Raw genomic sequence first — 14,071 nt, 5'->3', positions numbered from 1 at the left:
CGTTTTTGTGTCTGCGATACGGGGTCAGGTACGAACCCGTTTTGGCAGGACGTCCTTGAGCTTGGCGTGCATGCCGCGCAAGGTTTTCTCGGTGCTTTCCCAATCGATGCAGGCATCGGTGATCGACACGCCGTATTGCAGTTCGGCCAGGTCCTTGGGAATTGCCTGGCAGCCCCAGTTCAGATGGCTTTCGACCATCAGGCCGATGATCGACTGGTTGCCTTCGAGAATCTGGTTGGCCACGTTCTCCATTACCAGCGGCTGCAAGGCCGGGTCCTTGTTGGAGTTGGCGTGACTGCAGTCGACCATGATGTTCGGCTTGATCTTCGCCTTGTTCAGCGCCTGTTCGCAGAGGGCCACGCTGACTGAATCATAGTTCGGCTTGCCATTGCCGCCGCGCAGAACCACGTGACCGTAGGCATTACCCTTGGTGGTGACGATGGATACGCCGCCTTCCTGGTTGATGCCGAGGAAGCGGTGAGGGCTGGAAACCGATTGCAGGGCGTTGATGGCAACGGTCAGGCCACCGTCGGTGCCATTCTTGAAACCTACCGCCGAGGACAGGCCGGAAGCCATCTCGCGGTGGGTCTGGGATTCGGTGGTACGTGCACCGATCGCCGACCAGCTGATCAGGTCCTGCAGGTATTGCGGGGAGATCGGGTCCAGCGCTTCGGTGGCGGTCGGCAGGCCCATCTCGGCCAGGTCCAGCAGCAGCTGGCGACCGATGTGCAGGCCGTCCTGGATCTTGAACGAGTCGTCCAGGTACGGGTCGTTGATCAAGCCTTTCCAGCCAACGGTGGTCCGTGGTTTCTCGAAGTACACGCGCATCACCAGATAAAGGGTGTCGGAGACTTCGGCAGCCAGGACTTTCAGGCGCTCGGCATATTCGTGAGCCGCCTTGATGTCGTGGATCGAGCACGGGCCGATGACGACGAACAGGCGGTGGTCGGTGCCGTCGAGAATATTGCGGATCACTTCGCGACCCTTGGTCACGGTGCGCAAGGCTGCGTCGCTCAGCGGGATGTCACGCTTGAGCTGGTCGGGAGTGATCAGGGTTTCGTTGGAGGCGACGTTAAGGTCGTTGATCGGTAAATCAGCCATCGTGTTACTCGTCAGGTCACGGGTGCCGGCCGCCAGCGATCCCCGCGCGGCGGTGCACAGCGGATTTAAGCGCGTCGGGGAGCCGAACCTTAGCGCGTTACACCGGGGCTCGACAATGGGCAGAGGCGGGTTTAATCCAGCGCTGGCTGCATAAAAGCCTGGTGAACCCGGTCATGGGAGAACTCGGCGGCATGCTGTTCGACCCATTGCTGGGCCAGGGCTTCGATCTGTCGCTGCTCAGCCTGGGGCTCATGCAGGTGGCAGTAGTGGGTGATCTGGCACACCTGCTCACTCATCCGGGCATGGAACAGGGTCTGCTCATCGATGAAGGCGATCCCCACCAGATAGCCATGCTTGCGTCGCAGGCACCAGGCCACATAGCCGTTGTAGCGGGCGTTTTCACCCAGTGTGGGGATGCAGATTTCCAGTGCGGTGCCGCGGCGCCAGGCGCGGTGATAATTGCAAGCCATGCCGCCGAGGCTGATAGTGTGCAACCGTTGACGCGAAATACATGCGTGCTCGCGTAAGGTCATCTCAACCGGAACATCGTCAGGATGAGGAATGAAACGTCCCATGAACGCAGACTCCGAGTGTCGGCTATGTGACATTGTTTCCCCCAGTATAGTGGTCGAATTGGAGCTGACTGATTTCGATATCGATCAGCGGCTGTTGGCGATGAGCGGTGTTTCGCTGGTGATATTCACCAGCGTCGGCTGCGCCAGCTGTCGCTGGGCCAGGCAGCAGTTGCCCGACTTCGATCTGCCAATCGAGCGGTTGTGCTGGATCGATGCGGGAAACAATGGCGGCGCGGTCGAGCGTTATCAGGTGTTTCACTTACCGGCATTGTTCGTGGTGCGCGACGGTGAGTTTTATGGGGCCTTGCAGTCGCGCCTGGCACCTGGCGAGCTCAGCGAGCGCCTGGCGCAGGCGCTGAACCGAATTCCAGAGGAGTTGCCTTGATGGAAGCAGTCCACACGCCGCGAATCGGCATTATTGGTACCGGAGCGATTGGTGGTTTCTACGGGATGCTGCTGGCGCGAGCCGGCCTGGATGTACATTTCCTGCTGCGCAGCGAATTCGCCGCGGTCACCGAGCGGGGGTTGCAACTGCATAGCGCGGTGCATGGTGAACTGACCCTGAACCCGGTCCAGGCCTATGCCAGTGCCGAAGACATGCCGCCCTGCGATTGGCTGCTGGTGGGGGCCAAGACCACCAGCAACGCCGAGCTGGCTCCGGCGATCCTTCGTGCGGCGGCTCCTGGCGCCAAGGTGCTGTTGCTGCAGAATGGCCTGGATGTGGAGGACGGCTTGCGCGACCTGCTTCCCGACTCGCTGCATCTGTTGGGCGGCCTGTGTTTTATCTGCGTGCACCGTGCCGGCCCCGGGGTGATTGAGCATCAGGCGCTGGGCGCGGTGAACCTGGGGTATCACAGTGGCCCGGCAGCGCAGGGCGAGTCGCAGCGCCAGGCAATAGTGGAAGAGGGCGCCGCGCTATTCCGCAAGGCCGGTATTGATTCCCAGGTCATGGCCAACCTGCAGCAGGCGCGCTGGCAGAAACTGGTGTGGAACGTGCCCTATAACGGTTTGTCGGTATTGCTTAACGCCAGCACCACGCCGCTGATGGCCGATGCCGACAGTCGCGAGCTGATTCAGGCCTTGATGCGTGAAGTGGTGCAAGGTGCCCTGGCCTGTGGTCACAGCATGCCGGACGGCTATGCTGAGCACTTGTTCAAGGTGACCGAAGGCATGCCGGACTATTGGCCGAGCATGTACCACGACTACCAGCACAAACGTGCGCTGGAGTTGTCGGCCATCTATGCCGCGCCATTGGCCGCGGCCAAAGCGGCGGGGTGCGAACTGCCGAAAATGGAAGCCTTGTATCAGGCGTTGAGTTTTATCGACCGGCATAACGGTTGATCGCAGCATCGGGGGAAGGGATATGGCAAAGGGCTTGGGCGGTAAACTGGTGGTGGCGATTTCATCGCGGGCCCTGTTCGATCTCAGCGAGAGCCATAAGGTCTATCTGGCCGAGGGGGTCGAAGCTTACCGCAAGTATCAGATCGATCACGAGGAGGAATCCCTCGAACCGGGCGATGCTTTTCCCCTGGTGAAAAAACTCTTGAGCCTCAATGCCAGCCTCGGCCGGGCGCGGGTCGAGGTGGTGCTGGTGTCGCGTAACAGTGCCGACACGGGCCTGCGGGTCTTCAACTCGATTCAGCATTACGGCCTGGATATTTCCCGGGCCGCGTTTGTTGGTGGGCGCAGCCCTTATCCCTACCTCGCGGCCTTTGGCTGCGACCTGTTTCTTTCCACCCATGCCGAAGATGTGCGCAGCGCACTGGACGCCGGGTTCGCCGCGGCGACCATTCTTTCCGGTGGCGCCCGACGCGCCGCCAGCGCCGAACTGCGGATCGCCTTCGACGGTGACGCCGTGCTGTTTTCCGATGAGTCGGAACGGGTCTATCAGCTCGGTGGCCTGGAAGCCTTTCAGGCCAAGGAGCGTGAGTCCGCCCGCGAGCCGTTGCGTGGGGGGCCGTTCAAAGGCTTCCTCGCCGCGCTCAATCTGTTGCAGCGTGAATTCCCCGACGATGGTTGTCCGATCCGCACCGCCCTGGTGACGGCGCGTTCGGCACCCGCCCATGAGCGGGTGATCCGCACCCTGCGCGAATGGGATATCCGCCTGGACGAATCGTTGTTCCTGGGCGGCCTGGAGAAGGCCGCCTTTCTCGAAGCTTTCGCCGCCGATGTGTTCTTCGACGATCAGGCGGGTCATTGCGAACTGGCCCGCGAAGTGGTCGCCACCGGTCACGTACCCCACGGTATCAGCAACGAAACCAAGGTTTAGCTCAATGTTCACGGGCTTGCGCGGGACGTCGTAGTCGCCTTGGCACTGCTAAGCTGAATCAATCTCCGCCATATTGGCAGTCGAGGAGGTCATATGATTCGTTCGATGCTGTATGCCACTGACCTCGGTCTGTATGCGCCCTACGTGATGCAACATGCCCTGGAGCTGGCTCGAACATTCAATGCCGAATTGCACGTGGTTCATGCGGTGGAGCCCATGGGACTGTTTGCCGAGTCGGTGTTGCAGAGTTATCTCGACGAACAGGCCCTGAATGAGTTTCACAGTCAGGGTCTGAGCACGGTGATGGCGAATATCGAGCAACGGGTACTCGACAGCTTTCGCGAAGAGTTGGGGGAGGGCATGCAGGATCTCGCGCTGATTCAGTCGGTCAGGGTCTTTCAGGGGGACCCCTCGCACGTCATTCTCGAGCAGGCGTCGAAACTCTCTGTGGATTTGTTGATCGTAGGAAGTCACAGCCATGGGGCGGGCGGTGAAACTCCATTGGGCAGGACGGCAGCCAGGGTACTGCAACTGGCCAAGGTTCCGGTTTACCTGGTGCCCTTGGTACAGCGTCGGCGGCTCGGAGATATCTGACGCGCTTGTTGGAATTTTCTGAAGAAAAGTTCTAGATTTATTCTTCGAACCATTAATATAGTTATATACCGTCGCTGATGCCCGTGGCGTCTACCTGCTTTGAGGGATTCATATGAAGCTTCAACAATTGCGCTACATCTGGGAAGTGGCGCACCACGACCTCAACGTCTCTGCTACAGCCCAAAGCCTTTATACCTCGCAACCGGGTATTAGTAAGCAGATCCGCCTGCTCGAGGACGAGCTGGGGGTCGAGGTATTCGCTCGTAGCGGCAAGCACCTGACTCGCGTCACCCCGGCTGGCGAACGCATCATCACCACCGCTGGCGAGATCCTGCGCAAGGTCGAAAGCATCAAGCAGATCGCCCAGGAATTCTCCAACGAGAAGAAGGGCACCCTGTCGATCGCCACCACCCATACCCAGGCCCGTTATGCCTTGCCGCCGGTGATCAGCAGCTTTATCAAGCAGTACCCGGATGTGGCGTTGCACATGCATCAGGGCTCGCCGATGCAGATCGCCGAAATGGCTGCCGATGGCACCGTCGACTTCGCCATCGCCACCGAAGCGCTGGAGCTGTTCGGCGATCTGGTGATGATGCCGTGCTACCGCTGGAACCGTTGCGTAGTGGTACCGCAGGGCCACCCGCTGACCAAGCTGCCGAAGCTGACCCTGGAAACCCTCGCCGAATACCCGATCGTGACTTACGTGTTCGGTTTTACCGGCCGCTCCAAGCTCGACGAAGCCTTCAGCCATCGCGGCCTGACGCCGAAGGTGGTGTTCACCGCCGCCGACGCCGATGTGATCAAGACTTACGTACGCCTGGGCCTGGGTGTGGGCATCGTTGCCAAGATGGCGGTCGATACCAAGCTCGACAGTGACCTGGTGGTACTGGATGCCAGCGAACTGTTCGAGTCGAGCATCACCAAGATCGGGTTCCGTCGCGGCACTTTCCTGCGTGGCTTCATGTGCGACTTCATCGAGAAGTTCGCGCCGCACCTGACGCGCGAAGTGATGGCCAAGGCCATTCAGTGCCACAACAAGCAGGAACTCGAAGAGCTATTCGACGGCGTCGAACTGCCTGTCCACTAAGCCGGGCTTACTTGACCTCGGTGACAGCGAACTGTTGCCGAGCGCCCGCGACGACGATCTCCAGTTCATCCCCCTCGAACTTGCCCAGCAGGCCTTTGCCCAACGGTGAACGAGGGGTGATGACGGTCACCGGTTGCCCCACCACCTCTACCTTCAGTCCCGCCCCATCCGGCGCTAGGAACAGCCATTGTTCGTGGCCGTTTTCGTCTTCGAGGCCCAGCAGCGCGCCGACCTGGATACCAACTTGCTCGTCGTACGGGCGCAGGGTCAGGTTCTGGCAGAGCGCCAGCGCCTGCCGGATTTCCTCGACGCGCCTGGCCTGGCCGGCGGCGAGATAGGAGGCCTCGAGCCCCAGGGTGTCGTACTTGTTTTCGGCAATGTTCTCTTCGTGGGTCGCCGCCTCATAGGCGGTCTGCGCCGCCCGCTGAGCGATCTCCAGATCGCCACGGAGCTTGTCGAGAATCAGTTGGTGGACCGTAGGTTTGTTCATGATCAATCGCAGAATTGCAGGACGTTGGCCCGGCTCTTTTCGCTCGGCGCCGTCTGGTCCTGTTGCAACCAGAACTGGCATTTCGGGTTGGACTGGTTGCGCAGGTTGCTGCGCGCATTATCCAGGGCCTGCTGCTGTTCGTTTTTACGCAGGTTTTCCTGGTACTGCTCGAACATGCGGTTGGACGCTGTCGATTCCGCACTGGGCGGTTTTGCCAGCTGTTGCACGGCCTGGGCGACGGGCGCCAATGGCTGGTCGAGCAGAAAACGCCAGGCCAGCCAGCAGGTCAGGGCGATCGCCAGAAAACCCAGCCACAATCCCAGGGCAATACTGCCGCTGAGTTGAAGTGCGTTTACGCTGATACGTAATGATCGACGGGGTGTCGGGCGATAGGGCATGGCAGCCTCCTGGCAGGCGGTGTCGGCAAGCTGCGATTGTCGCACGAAGATTATCGGCGTTGGCTCTTCTGTCTGTGACCATTTATGCGGACAATCGGCGCCTTTGCCAAATGGAGCCCGGAATGAAAGCCTCCTGGGATATTTTCTGCAGCGTCGTCGACAACTACGGCGATATCGGCGTGACCTGGCGGCTGGCCCGGCAACTGGTGGCCGAGCATCAGTGCGCAGTACGGCTGTGGGTGGATGACCTGCGGGCCTTCGAGCGTTTGTGTCCGCCCATCGATATCGCCTTGCCTCAGCAATGGCAGGAAGGCGTCGATGTGCGTCACTGGCCAACCGAGTGGTCGCCGGTGGCGGCTGCCGATGTGGTGATCGCGGCCTTTGCCTGCCAGTTGCCAGCGGCTTATATGGAGGCGATGGCCGAGCGTGAACATACCCCTTTGTGGTTGAACCTCGATTACCTCAGCGCCGAGACCTGGGTGACCGGCTGCCACGGCCTGCCCTCGGTGAAGTTCAAGGGCGTGCAGAAGTACTTCTTTTTCCCCGGGTTTCAAGCCGGCACCGGTGGGCTGCTACGCGAGGCTGGATTGCTGGAGCGGCGCAGGGCGTTTCAGCAGGACTCCCTGGCCCGGCAACGCTTCCTGGAAGGGCTCGGCGTATTTGCAGCACCTGGCGCGCGATTGATGTCGCTGTTCGCCTATGAGAACGCCGGCCTGGCCAGTTGGCTGCAAGCGCTGGCTGCCGACTCGCGGGCTACCCATCTGCTGGTTCCCGAAGGGCGGATCCTCGGTGACGTGCAACACTGGCTGGATGTCGAGGCGCTGGCGGCGGGTGCGGTGCAGGTCCGTGGGGCCTTGACGGTACAGGTGCTGCCGTTCGTCCGACAGGAGGAATACGACCAGCTCCTGTGGTCCTGCGATTTCAACGCGGTACGCGGTGAGGACTCGTTCGTGCGTGCGCAATGGGCCGGCCGGCCGATGCTCTGGCACATTTATCAACAGGACGAAGACATCCACCTGGACAAGCTCGACGCCTTTCTCGAGCTTTATACGCGGGGGCTGTCACCAGAGGCCAAGGCGGCGCTGATCGACCTGTGGCGGGCCTGGAATGCCGGAGGCGAGATGGCGCAAGGCTGGAAAAAGCTGCTCGAACACTGGCCGGAAGTGGCTGCTCACGCCGAAAAGTGGTGTCTGGAACAGGGCTCGCAGCCCGATCTTGCTGCGGCGCTGGTGCAGTTTTACCTAAATCAGGGTGGGCACTGAGAGGACCCAATGAACACGGGACGAAACCCTCTATGCGCACCATGAAAGGCCCGGTCTGTGAGGGCTGTAAAACCACTCACTATTAGGGGAGGGTCTTAAGGTTACTTACTTTAGATAGCTCCTTAAGGGCGTCTCTGAGGCTGCCCTGTATACCCACCTACAGTTCAGATGACTACACGGTGTGTGAATACCTGTGTTGCTGTAATCCGCACTCTGGCTACCCACCGTGTCACCTATCGATTTCTTGGTCTACTCCTTGTCTCTCTGGGAGTTGCTCAAGGTGGTCCTTTGGTCGAAGGCTTTGGGAATGTCGTCTGCGTTCTACTTGGTGGCTGTGCTGGGTGACCTCATAGTGGCACTGGTAGAGAACTTTAGGACCGGAAAGGGTCAGACTCGCCCGGGCATCTCTTCAAGCGAGCAATAACGTCAGGGGCTGTTTTAGTGGTGTCGACCCTACCTGCTGCATCAAGGTAGATGTCTACCGTTGCCCAGTGCTTAGGTGTGATGTCGATGCATTGTTGAAAGCCCTTGTCCGTCCACCAAAAGAACATCATAAAGAAGTCTTCGCCAGGGAACATGTAGCCGGACTCAATGGCAGAGCCTCCATGCTTAATGTCGCCTCTATGGATTCTGTCCTGAGTGTTCCAAACGTATTGGAACTCTTCCTTGCTATCTGAGGAAAAGTCTACCGATACAACTGGGGAGGCAAAATGCCAAAGTGCTATAGGGAGAATGACGAGAATCAGAAATAGCCAGCGACCATATCGGACCTTATGTCTCTTTGCAGACATGTACCCTGACTCCCTTTCTCCATTCTTCCGGTGGTACTGCAAGAACTTCGTCCATGATCATCTTTGCCGTTATGCCTCCGTTGGGGCGTTGTAGATAGAGCTTCACGCCGATACTAATGGATATTCGGTCAGGTGCATCATCCCATGCCCGCATGCCCTCGATATCTGCTGAACGATGTGGGCCGGGCAGTTCCCATTCTGCTTTAGGCTTGTCATACATCTCTTCAGCCTTCCGATAAGCATCCGACGCTATTTGTTCTATACCTGCACCATCCAAGAGGACGCTTTCGGAGAGGCCCCCAGCCATTCCCACATAGCCATAGTGAACGTTCGACCAGATGTCGTAGAAGTAATCATATTTGCCTTGTTTGTGCCAAATTCCACCGATGGTCCTGCGAATTATGGGCTTGTGGTCCCATGGGCGGTCCTGAGCTACGCGCTCCGTCCAGATAGCTAAGGCCTTCGCTTTCTTCCCCAGCGCTAAGCTGTAGAAGTCAGGGCTTTGACCAAGACGAAGATAGAAAGGAAGTTCCTTATACTTCTTTGTCTCAGCCGTTGGGCTAAAGCTGTTGAGGTCCTTCATCTGTCGCACAGACGGACTATTGATGTTGGTATTCATCTCGCCCGCAATGTAGCTCGCCAGTTCCTCCATGCGGTCGGGGTCGGTACAGACCTTCTCCTTCGGCTTCTCTTCAGGCGCTTTAGAAGCATCATTGGGATCAACCAAGGCATTTGCCGCGGTGGCCTTCTCGGTCAGCTTCGGGTCGGCCAACAAGGTCGCCATCTTTTCATCGTCCACCGAGCCATCCGGGCGAAACACGCCGAGTGCTGCGAAGTTGATGATGGCAGCCCCAGGAGCAGGCCCCATGACAAAACCACCGAAAGTATCACCCGACCCCGTGATGATTGTCCCGCCGTGGCTGGTGGGGCTCCCTAAGTGTGCCATGGGGCGACCATTCAGGATGATCGATGGAAACCCCGTGGTAATGACTGCACCACAGCCGCAAGTGTCACCGACTCGGGCCGCGCCCATGAAGTTGATGTTTATGTCGCCAGAAGCGGAAGCGATAGGGGTCGTGCCGTGACCGGGGAGAGGGCAGACGTGTTTGTCGCCCAGGCGAGCAGAAGAAAGCATTGAACATCATCCTTGCGTGTAAAGGTCCTTTTAGAGCCTCGCGAGGCTACCAAGTATCAAAGGGGAGGGCTGTAGGATGATTCTGAACTTTGCTGGAGCCCTTCGAGAATCTGGCAGAAAAATCTGAATGACCTCCTCAATACGCGTATGCGCCCAGGCTCCCCCGTGGTGGGGCCTTATCGCGGACCTGCGCGCCTCTGGATGAAGCGTTACAACTCATCGCCAAGGGTTCACCAAGGCCACACCAAGCCTTGCCCCAAGGGCGTTACAAGGAACTTTACCGGGCCCAATGGTCCCGCTACGATGGCCGCCCAGCTCTTTCATTGCCCAGTTTTACCTAAATTGGATATGATACGCGGCCTAGATTTTTGTAAATCCCATCCAAATTCGGATATTCGCAATGAAAACTGGTAAAGAACTCAAACCCGGTACCGTGATCCGTATCGACAACGATCCTTGGCTGGTTCAGAAAGCTGAATTCACCAAGTCCGGTCGTAACAGCGCGATCATGAAGACCAAGCTGAAGAACCTGCTGACCGGTTACAAGACCGAAACCGTTTACGGTGCGGACGACAAACTGGACGACGTGATCCTGGATCGCAAAGAAGCGACCCTGTCGTTCATCAGCGGCGACACCTACACGTTCATGGACACCACCGACTACACCATGTACGAGCTGAACGCTGAAGACATCGAAGCCGTTCTGCCGTTCATCGAAGAAGGCATGACCGACGTTTGCGAAGCTGTGTTCTTCGAAGACCGTCTGGTTTCCGTTGACCTGCCGACCACCATCGTGCGCCAGGTTGACTACACCGAAGGTTCCGCTCGCGGCGACACTTCGGGCAAGGTGATGAAGCCTGCCAAACTGAAGAACGGTACCGAGCTGTCGGTTGCTGACTTCATCGAAATCGGCGACATGATCGAGATCGATACTCGCGAAGGTGGTTCCTACAAAGGCCGCGCCAAGGTTTAAGCCCCTGCTTGAATCCTTAGCCACGAAAAAGCCCGACCATTGAGTCGGGCTTTTTTGTGACCGAAGGTCCGGGTGGCAAACTTACTTCAGATGTTGCTTGAGCTCATCGGATGCCTGCAGCAGTGCCGAACGTACCGCGGGTACCTGGCTGACGACGTTGAGCAGACCGTAGTCGTGGATCATCCCGTTGTAGCGCACCGAGGTCACGGTCACGCCGGCTTCGTCCAGCTTGCGGGCATAGGCTTCGCCTTCGTCGCGCAATACGTCGGCGCCGGCCGTCTGGATCAGCGCGGGTGGCAGGCCCTTGAGCTGGGCGCTGGTGGCGCGCAGCGGTGAGGCGTAGATCTCATTACGCTGCCGGGCATCGGTGGTGTAGTTGTCCCAGAACCACTTCATCATGTTTTTGCTGAGGAAGTGTCCCTCGGCATACTGGTTGTACGACGCTGTCTCGAAATTCGCGTCGGTTACCGGCCACAACAACAGCTGGAAGCGGATCGCCGGCGTGCCCTTGTCCTTGGCCATCAGGCTGACCACGGCGGCCATGTTGCCGCCGACGCTGTTGCCGGCAACCGCCAGGCGCTTGCCGTCGACGTTGATTTCCCGGCCATGCTCGGCCACCCATTGGGTGGCCGCGTAAGCCTGATTGATCGCCACCGGGTAATGCGCTTCCGGGGACGGCGTGTAATTGACGAATACCGCCGCCGCCCCGGAGCCCACCACCAGGTCCCGCACCAAGCGCTCGTGGGTCGGGAAGTCTCCCAGCACCCAGCCGCCGCCGTGGAAGAACATGAACACCGGCAAGGTGCCTTTCACTCCGGCCGGCCTAACGATGGTCAGGCTGATGGCCTGGCCGTCGACGTCGATGGTCTTCTGGCTGACATCCGCCTTGGGCAGCGTCAGCTTGACCCCGGCCTGGGCGCCGACCAGCACGGCCCGGGCCTCTTTGGGTGTCATCTGTTCCATCGGCTTGCCGCTGCCGGCGTTCAAGGCGTCGAGGAACGCCTGGGTGTTGTGTTCGACCCCGCCTTCGGCGAACGCCGTGTTGATGGACAGGGCGAGAAGGCTACCGGTCAAGACCTTGCTGAAAGTGTTCATGTTCGTCTCCTGGGCGGTGCGGGCGCTGGCGCGCAGCTGGGTTAGACAGTCACGTGCAGACGTACGTCGACGTTGCCGCGGGTGGCGTTGGAGTAAGGGCAGACCTGGTGAGCCGCTTCGACCAGGGACTGCGCGTCGCTCTGTTCAAGACCTGGCAGGCTGATATGCAGGTCGATGTCCAGGCCGAAGCCGCCAGGAATCTGGCCGATGCCGACGTTCGCAGTGATCGACGCGTTGTCCGGGATCTTGCGCTTGCTTTGGCTGGCGACGAATTTCAGGGCGCCGATAAAGCAGGCGGAGTAGCCGGCGGCGAAGAGTTGCTCAGGGTTGGTCGCCTGGCCGCCGGCACCACCGAGTTCTTTGGGGGTGGAGAGTTTGACGTCGAGGATGTTGTCGCTGGAGACGGCGCGACCATCACGGCCACCGGTTGCGGTTGCGACTGCGGTATAGAGAGTTTGCATGGTGTGAGCCTCTTGGGTTTCGAAGTTTTGCGCTAAATATTTGCGCGCTAAGTAATTGCGAAATAAATGTATCGCTCAAATATTTAGTGCGCAAGATAAATTTTTGAAAAAACTCGAAAATGCTTGCCAGCAGCCATGTTTTTTTGGCTAAGCGAATGATTTAAATAATATTTTTATCGAGAAATTTTTTCGTCGATACGCTGTTGGCGGCAACGAAACAGAGAGAATCGCGAGCAAGCGCTCCTGCAGAAGAGCAGGGCGTGCTCGCGAGAGCGCCGTTAAAGGCTGTCTTGCAGATGGCCACGCAGCTTCAGCAGGTCGGCCTGCAGTTTGCGCAGTTGCTCCAGGGTCAGGCCGCTGGCGCCGAGGATGCATTGGGGAACGCCGCGCGCCCGGTCATACAGGGTCCGGCCTTGCTCGGTCAGCTCGATGATCACCACCCGTTCATCTTCGCGGCTGCGGGTCCGGCTTAGTAATCCCTCGGCTTCCAGGCGCTTGAGCAAGGGCGTCAATGAACCGGGATCGGTCAGCAGGCGACTGCTGATCTCGCCGACGGTCAGTCCGTCCTGCTCCCAGAGCACCATCATTGCCAGGTACTGGGGATACGTCAGGCCCAGCTCCTGCAGCAGTGGTTTATAGACTTTGGTCATCAGCAACGAAGTCGAGTGAAGGGCGAAACACAGCTGGTTATCCAGCAGCAGATCGTCACATTTTTCCGGGGTGGAGCCTTTGGTGTTCATGGTCGGGCCTTGATCGATACTCGCCCTGAATCTAGCGGGCGAATCTTTAATGCGCCAGATAATTCTCACGAGCGCTCAGCCCATGGCGCTCTGCAGGGCCAGATCCCAGGGCGGAATCGGACTGAAGCGAGTCTTCAGGTATTCCAGCAACAGGCGGCTGCGAGCGTTGGTGTGCTGTTCCAGGCGCAAGGCGTAGATACCGGCGCTTTCCGGTTTGGGCAGGCCGGTTTCGCAGAACAGCGGCAACAGTTCCCCACGCAGCAGGTATTCGCTGGCCAGCCAGGTCGGCAGGTGGGCGATGCCCAGCCCGGCCAGGGCTCCGGATAGCAGGGCCTCGGCATTGTTGGCGCTCATGCGGATGCGTTGTGGGCGATGAGTCTGCAACTGCCCGTCCAGTTCGAAGCGCCAGGCGAACAGCGGAGCCAGGCCGTCCCAGTCCAGGCCGTCGTGCTGGCTCAGTTCGGCGGGATGCACCGGGGTGCCGCGCAGCTTGAGGTAGGCCGGGCTGGCGCAGGCGATGCGCACGATGCTTGCCAGCGAGGTCGCCACCATCCGGGTATCGACCCTTTGTCCGGCGCGTAGTACCAGATCGACCTTGCCCAGGTGCGAGCCCTGCATGTCGACGAAGCTGTCGATCAGGTGCAACTGCACATCGAGCCCCGGATAGCGCATCAGGAAATCGGCGATCGCCGGCGCCAGGTGTCGCCGGCCGAACGCCGCGGGAGCGTCGATGCGGATCAGGCCCTCCGGTGCGTGGCTCAAGGACACGGCTTCCGCCCGCGCCAGTTGCAGTTCGGCGACGATGCGTCGGGCGCGTTCGGCAAAGGCCTGGCCAGCCGCCGTCGCCACCACCGCGTGGGTGGTGCGCATGAACAGCTTGCTGCCGACGGCGTTTTCCAGGCTGTCGATACGCCGGGCCACCGCCGAAGGGGTCAAGGGATGCCGGCGGGCGGCGGCGGAAAAACTCCCGGCTTCCAGCACATCGAGGAACAGGCCGAGCTGATCGGTGAGGGCGTTGGGGTTCATGGTGGACATTTGCTTGTGCGAAGTTGGCAAAGCCATTGTGCGTTGCTGTGCGTTTCCGCACCAGAGCCGACTGC

At 59.5% G+C, this 14,071-nt stretch carries 18 protein-coding genes; 8 read left to right on the top strand and 10 right to left on the bottom strand.

Going from position 1 to position 14,071, the window contains the following annotated elements:
• Positions 1–24: 24 nt before the first annotated feature.
• Together AC07Y9_RS03020 and AC07Y9_RS03015 are read right to left on the bottom strand one after the other, a co-directional pair.
• Positions 25–1,101 (bottom strand): 3-deoxy-7-phosphoheptulonate synthase, encoded by a 1,077-nt coding sequence (locus AC07Y9_RS03020; protein ID WP_053262169.1) that lies wholly within the window; start codon positions 1,099–1,101, stop codon positions 25–27.
• A gap of 131 nt (positions 1,102–1,232) precedes the next feature.
• The gene (locus tag AC07Y9_RS03015) at positions 1,233–1,676 is read right to left on the bottom strand and encodes a PilZ domain-containing protein (RefSeq protein WP_007931382.1); all 444 of its coding nucleotides are present in this window, start codon (positions 1,674–1,676) and stop codon (positions 1,233–1,235) included.
• On the opposite strand from AC07Y9_RS03015, the gene AC07Y9_RS03010 reads away from it, so the two are divergent.
• The 5 genes from AC07Y9_RS03010 to cysB all read left to right on the top strand — a co-directional run bounded on the left by AC07Y9_RS03010 (position 1,675) and on the right by cysB (position 5,626).
• Positions 1,675–2,061 carry a thioredoxin family protein gene (locus tag AC07Y9_RS03010; protein ID WP_102679624.1) on the top strand — a complete coding sequence of 129 codons (387 nt, stop codon included), beginning with the start codon at positions 1,675–1,677 and terminating at the stop codon, positions 2,059–2,061. The genes AC07Y9_RS03015 and AC07Y9_RS03010 overlap by 2 nt on opposite strands.
• Entirely contained in the window at positions 2,061–3,017 is a 957-nt protein-coding gene (locus tag AC07Y9_RS03005) for a putative 2-dehydropantoate 2-reductase (RefSeq protein WP_102679623.1), read from the top strand. Before AC07Y9_RS03010 ends, AC07Y9_RS03005 begins: the two co-directional genes overlap by 1 nt.
• A gap of 22 nt (positions 3,018–3,039) precedes the next feature.
• Positions 3,040–3,945 carry a 5'-nucleotidase gene (locus AC07Y9_RS03000; protein WP_007931385.1) on the top strand — a complete coding sequence of 302 codons (906 nt, stop codon included), beginning with the start codon at positions 3,040–3,042 and terminating at the stop codon, positions 3,943–3,945.
• 93 nt (positions 3,946–4,038) lie between these two features.
• Positions 4,039–4,539, top strand: coding sequence for a universal stress protein (locus tag AC07Y9_RS02995; RefSeq protein ID WP_007931386.1), 501 nt, complete (start codon positions 4,039–4,041; stop codon positions 4,537–4,539).
• 112 nt (positions 4,540–4,651) lie between these two features.
• Complete coding sequence (gene cysB, locus AC07Y9_RS02990) at positions 4,652–5,626, top strand: HTH-type transcriptional regulator CysB (protein WP_007931387.1); 975 nt, start codon at positions 4,652–4,654, stop codon at positions 5,624–5,626.
• A gap of 7 nt (positions 5,627–5,633) precedes the next feature.
• On the opposite strand, the gene AC07Y9_RS02985 is transcribed toward cysB, so the two are convergent.
• Together AC07Y9_RS02985 and AC07Y9_RS02980 are read right to left on the bottom strand one after the other, a co-directional pair.
• Positions 5,634–6,116 carry a GreA/GreB family elongation factor gene (locus AC07Y9_RS02985; RefSeq protein WP_009044959.1) on the bottom strand — a complete coding sequence of 161 codons (483 nt, stop codon included), beginning with the start codon at positions 6,114–6,116 and terminating at the stop codon, positions 5,634–5,636.
• Positions 6,117–6,118: 2 nt separating this feature from the next.
• Entirely contained in the window at positions 6,119–6,514 is a 396-nt protein-coding gene (locus AC07Y9_RS02980; RefSeq protein WP_102679622.1) for a hypothetical protein, read from the bottom strand.
• Positions 6,515–6,636: 122 nt separating this feature from the next.
• Here AC07Y9_RS02980 and earP point away from each other — a divergent pair, with 122 nt between their 5' ends.
• Positions 6,637–7,776 carry an elongation factor P maturation arginine rhamnosyltransferase EarP gene (earP, locus tag AC07Y9_RS02975; RefSeq protein ID WP_102679621.1) on the top strand — a complete coding sequence of 380 codons (1,140 nt, stop codon included), beginning with the start codon at positions 6,637–6,639 and terminating at the stop codon, positions 7,774–7,776.
• Between the two features lie 168 nt (positions 7,777–7,944).
• Positions 7,945–8,121 carry a gp19.5 family protein gene (locus AC07Y9_RS02970; RefSeq protein WP_371858209.1) on the top strand — a complete coding sequence of 59 codons (177 nt, stop codon included), beginning with the start codon at positions 7,945–7,947 and terminating at the stop codon, positions 8,119–8,121.
• A gap of 26 nt (positions 8,122–8,147) precedes the next feature.
• Here AC07Y9_RS02970 and AC07Y9_RS02965 read toward each other — a convergent pair whose 3' ends face one another.
• Positions 8,148–8,567, bottom strand: coding sequence for a hypothetical protein (locus tag AC07Y9_RS02965; RefSeq protein WP_102679620.1), 420 nt, complete (start codon positions 8,565–8,567; stop codon positions 8,148–8,150).
• Complete coding sequence (locus AC07Y9_RS02960; protein ID WP_102679619.1) at positions 8,548–9,702, bottom strand: polymorphic toxin type 44 domain-containing protein; 1,155 nt, start codon at positions 9,700–9,702, stop codon at positions 8,548–8,550. Before AC07Y9_RS02960 ends, AC07Y9_RS02965 begins: the two co-directional genes overlap by 20 nt.
• A 400-nt stretch (positions 9,703–10,102) precedes the next feature.
• Between AC07Y9_RS02960 and AC07Y9_RS02955 the strand changes: the two genes are divergently transcribed.
• The gene (locus AC07Y9_RS02955) at positions 10,103–10,675 is read left to right on the top strand and encodes an elongation factor P (RefSeq protein ID WP_007931398.1); all 573 of its coding nucleotides are present in this window, start codon (positions 10,103–10,105) and stop codon (positions 10,673–10,675) included.
• 81 nt (positions 10,676–10,756) lie between these two features.
• Here the strand turns inward: AC07Y9_RS02955 and AC07Y9_RS02950 are convergent, their stop codons facing one another.
• The 4 genes from AC07Y9_RS02950 to AC07Y9_RS02935 all read right to left on the bottom strand — a co-directional run bounded on the left by AC07Y9_RS02950 (position 10,757) and on the right by AC07Y9_RS02935 (position 13,997).
• The gene (locus tag AC07Y9_RS02950; protein WP_102679618.1) at positions 10,757–11,770 is read right to left on the bottom strand and encodes an alpha/beta hydrolase; all 1,014 of its coding nucleotides are present in this window, start codon (positions 11,768–11,770) and stop codon (positions 10,757–10,759) included.
• Positions 11,771–11,811: 41 nt separating this feature from the next.
• Entirely contained in the window at positions 11,812–12,231 is a 420-nt protein-coding gene (locus AC07Y9_RS02945) for an organic hydroperoxide resistance protein (RefSeq protein WP_102679617.1), read from the bottom strand.
• Between the two features lie 278 nt (positions 12,232–12,509).
• Positions 12,510–12,971, bottom strand: coding sequence for a MarR family winged helix-turn-helix transcriptional regulator (locus AC07Y9_RS02940; protein ID WP_087092760.1), 462 nt, complete (start codon positions 12,969–12,971; stop codon positions 12,510–12,512).
• 75 nt (positions 12,972–13,046) lie between these two features.
• Positions 13,047–13,997 (bottom strand): LysR family transcriptional regulator, encoded by a 951-nt coding sequence (locus AC07Y9_RS02935; protein ID WP_087092761.1) that lies wholly within the window; start codon positions 13,995–13,997, stop codon positions 13,047–13,049.
• Between the last annotated feature and the right edge of the window lie 74 nt (positions 13,998–14,071).

The organism is Pseudomonas sp. GW456-L12 (genome assembly GCF_059424045.1).
Note: the sequence above shows the minus strand (reverse complement) of the source record. Positions and strands in the feature narration are given on the sequence as shown.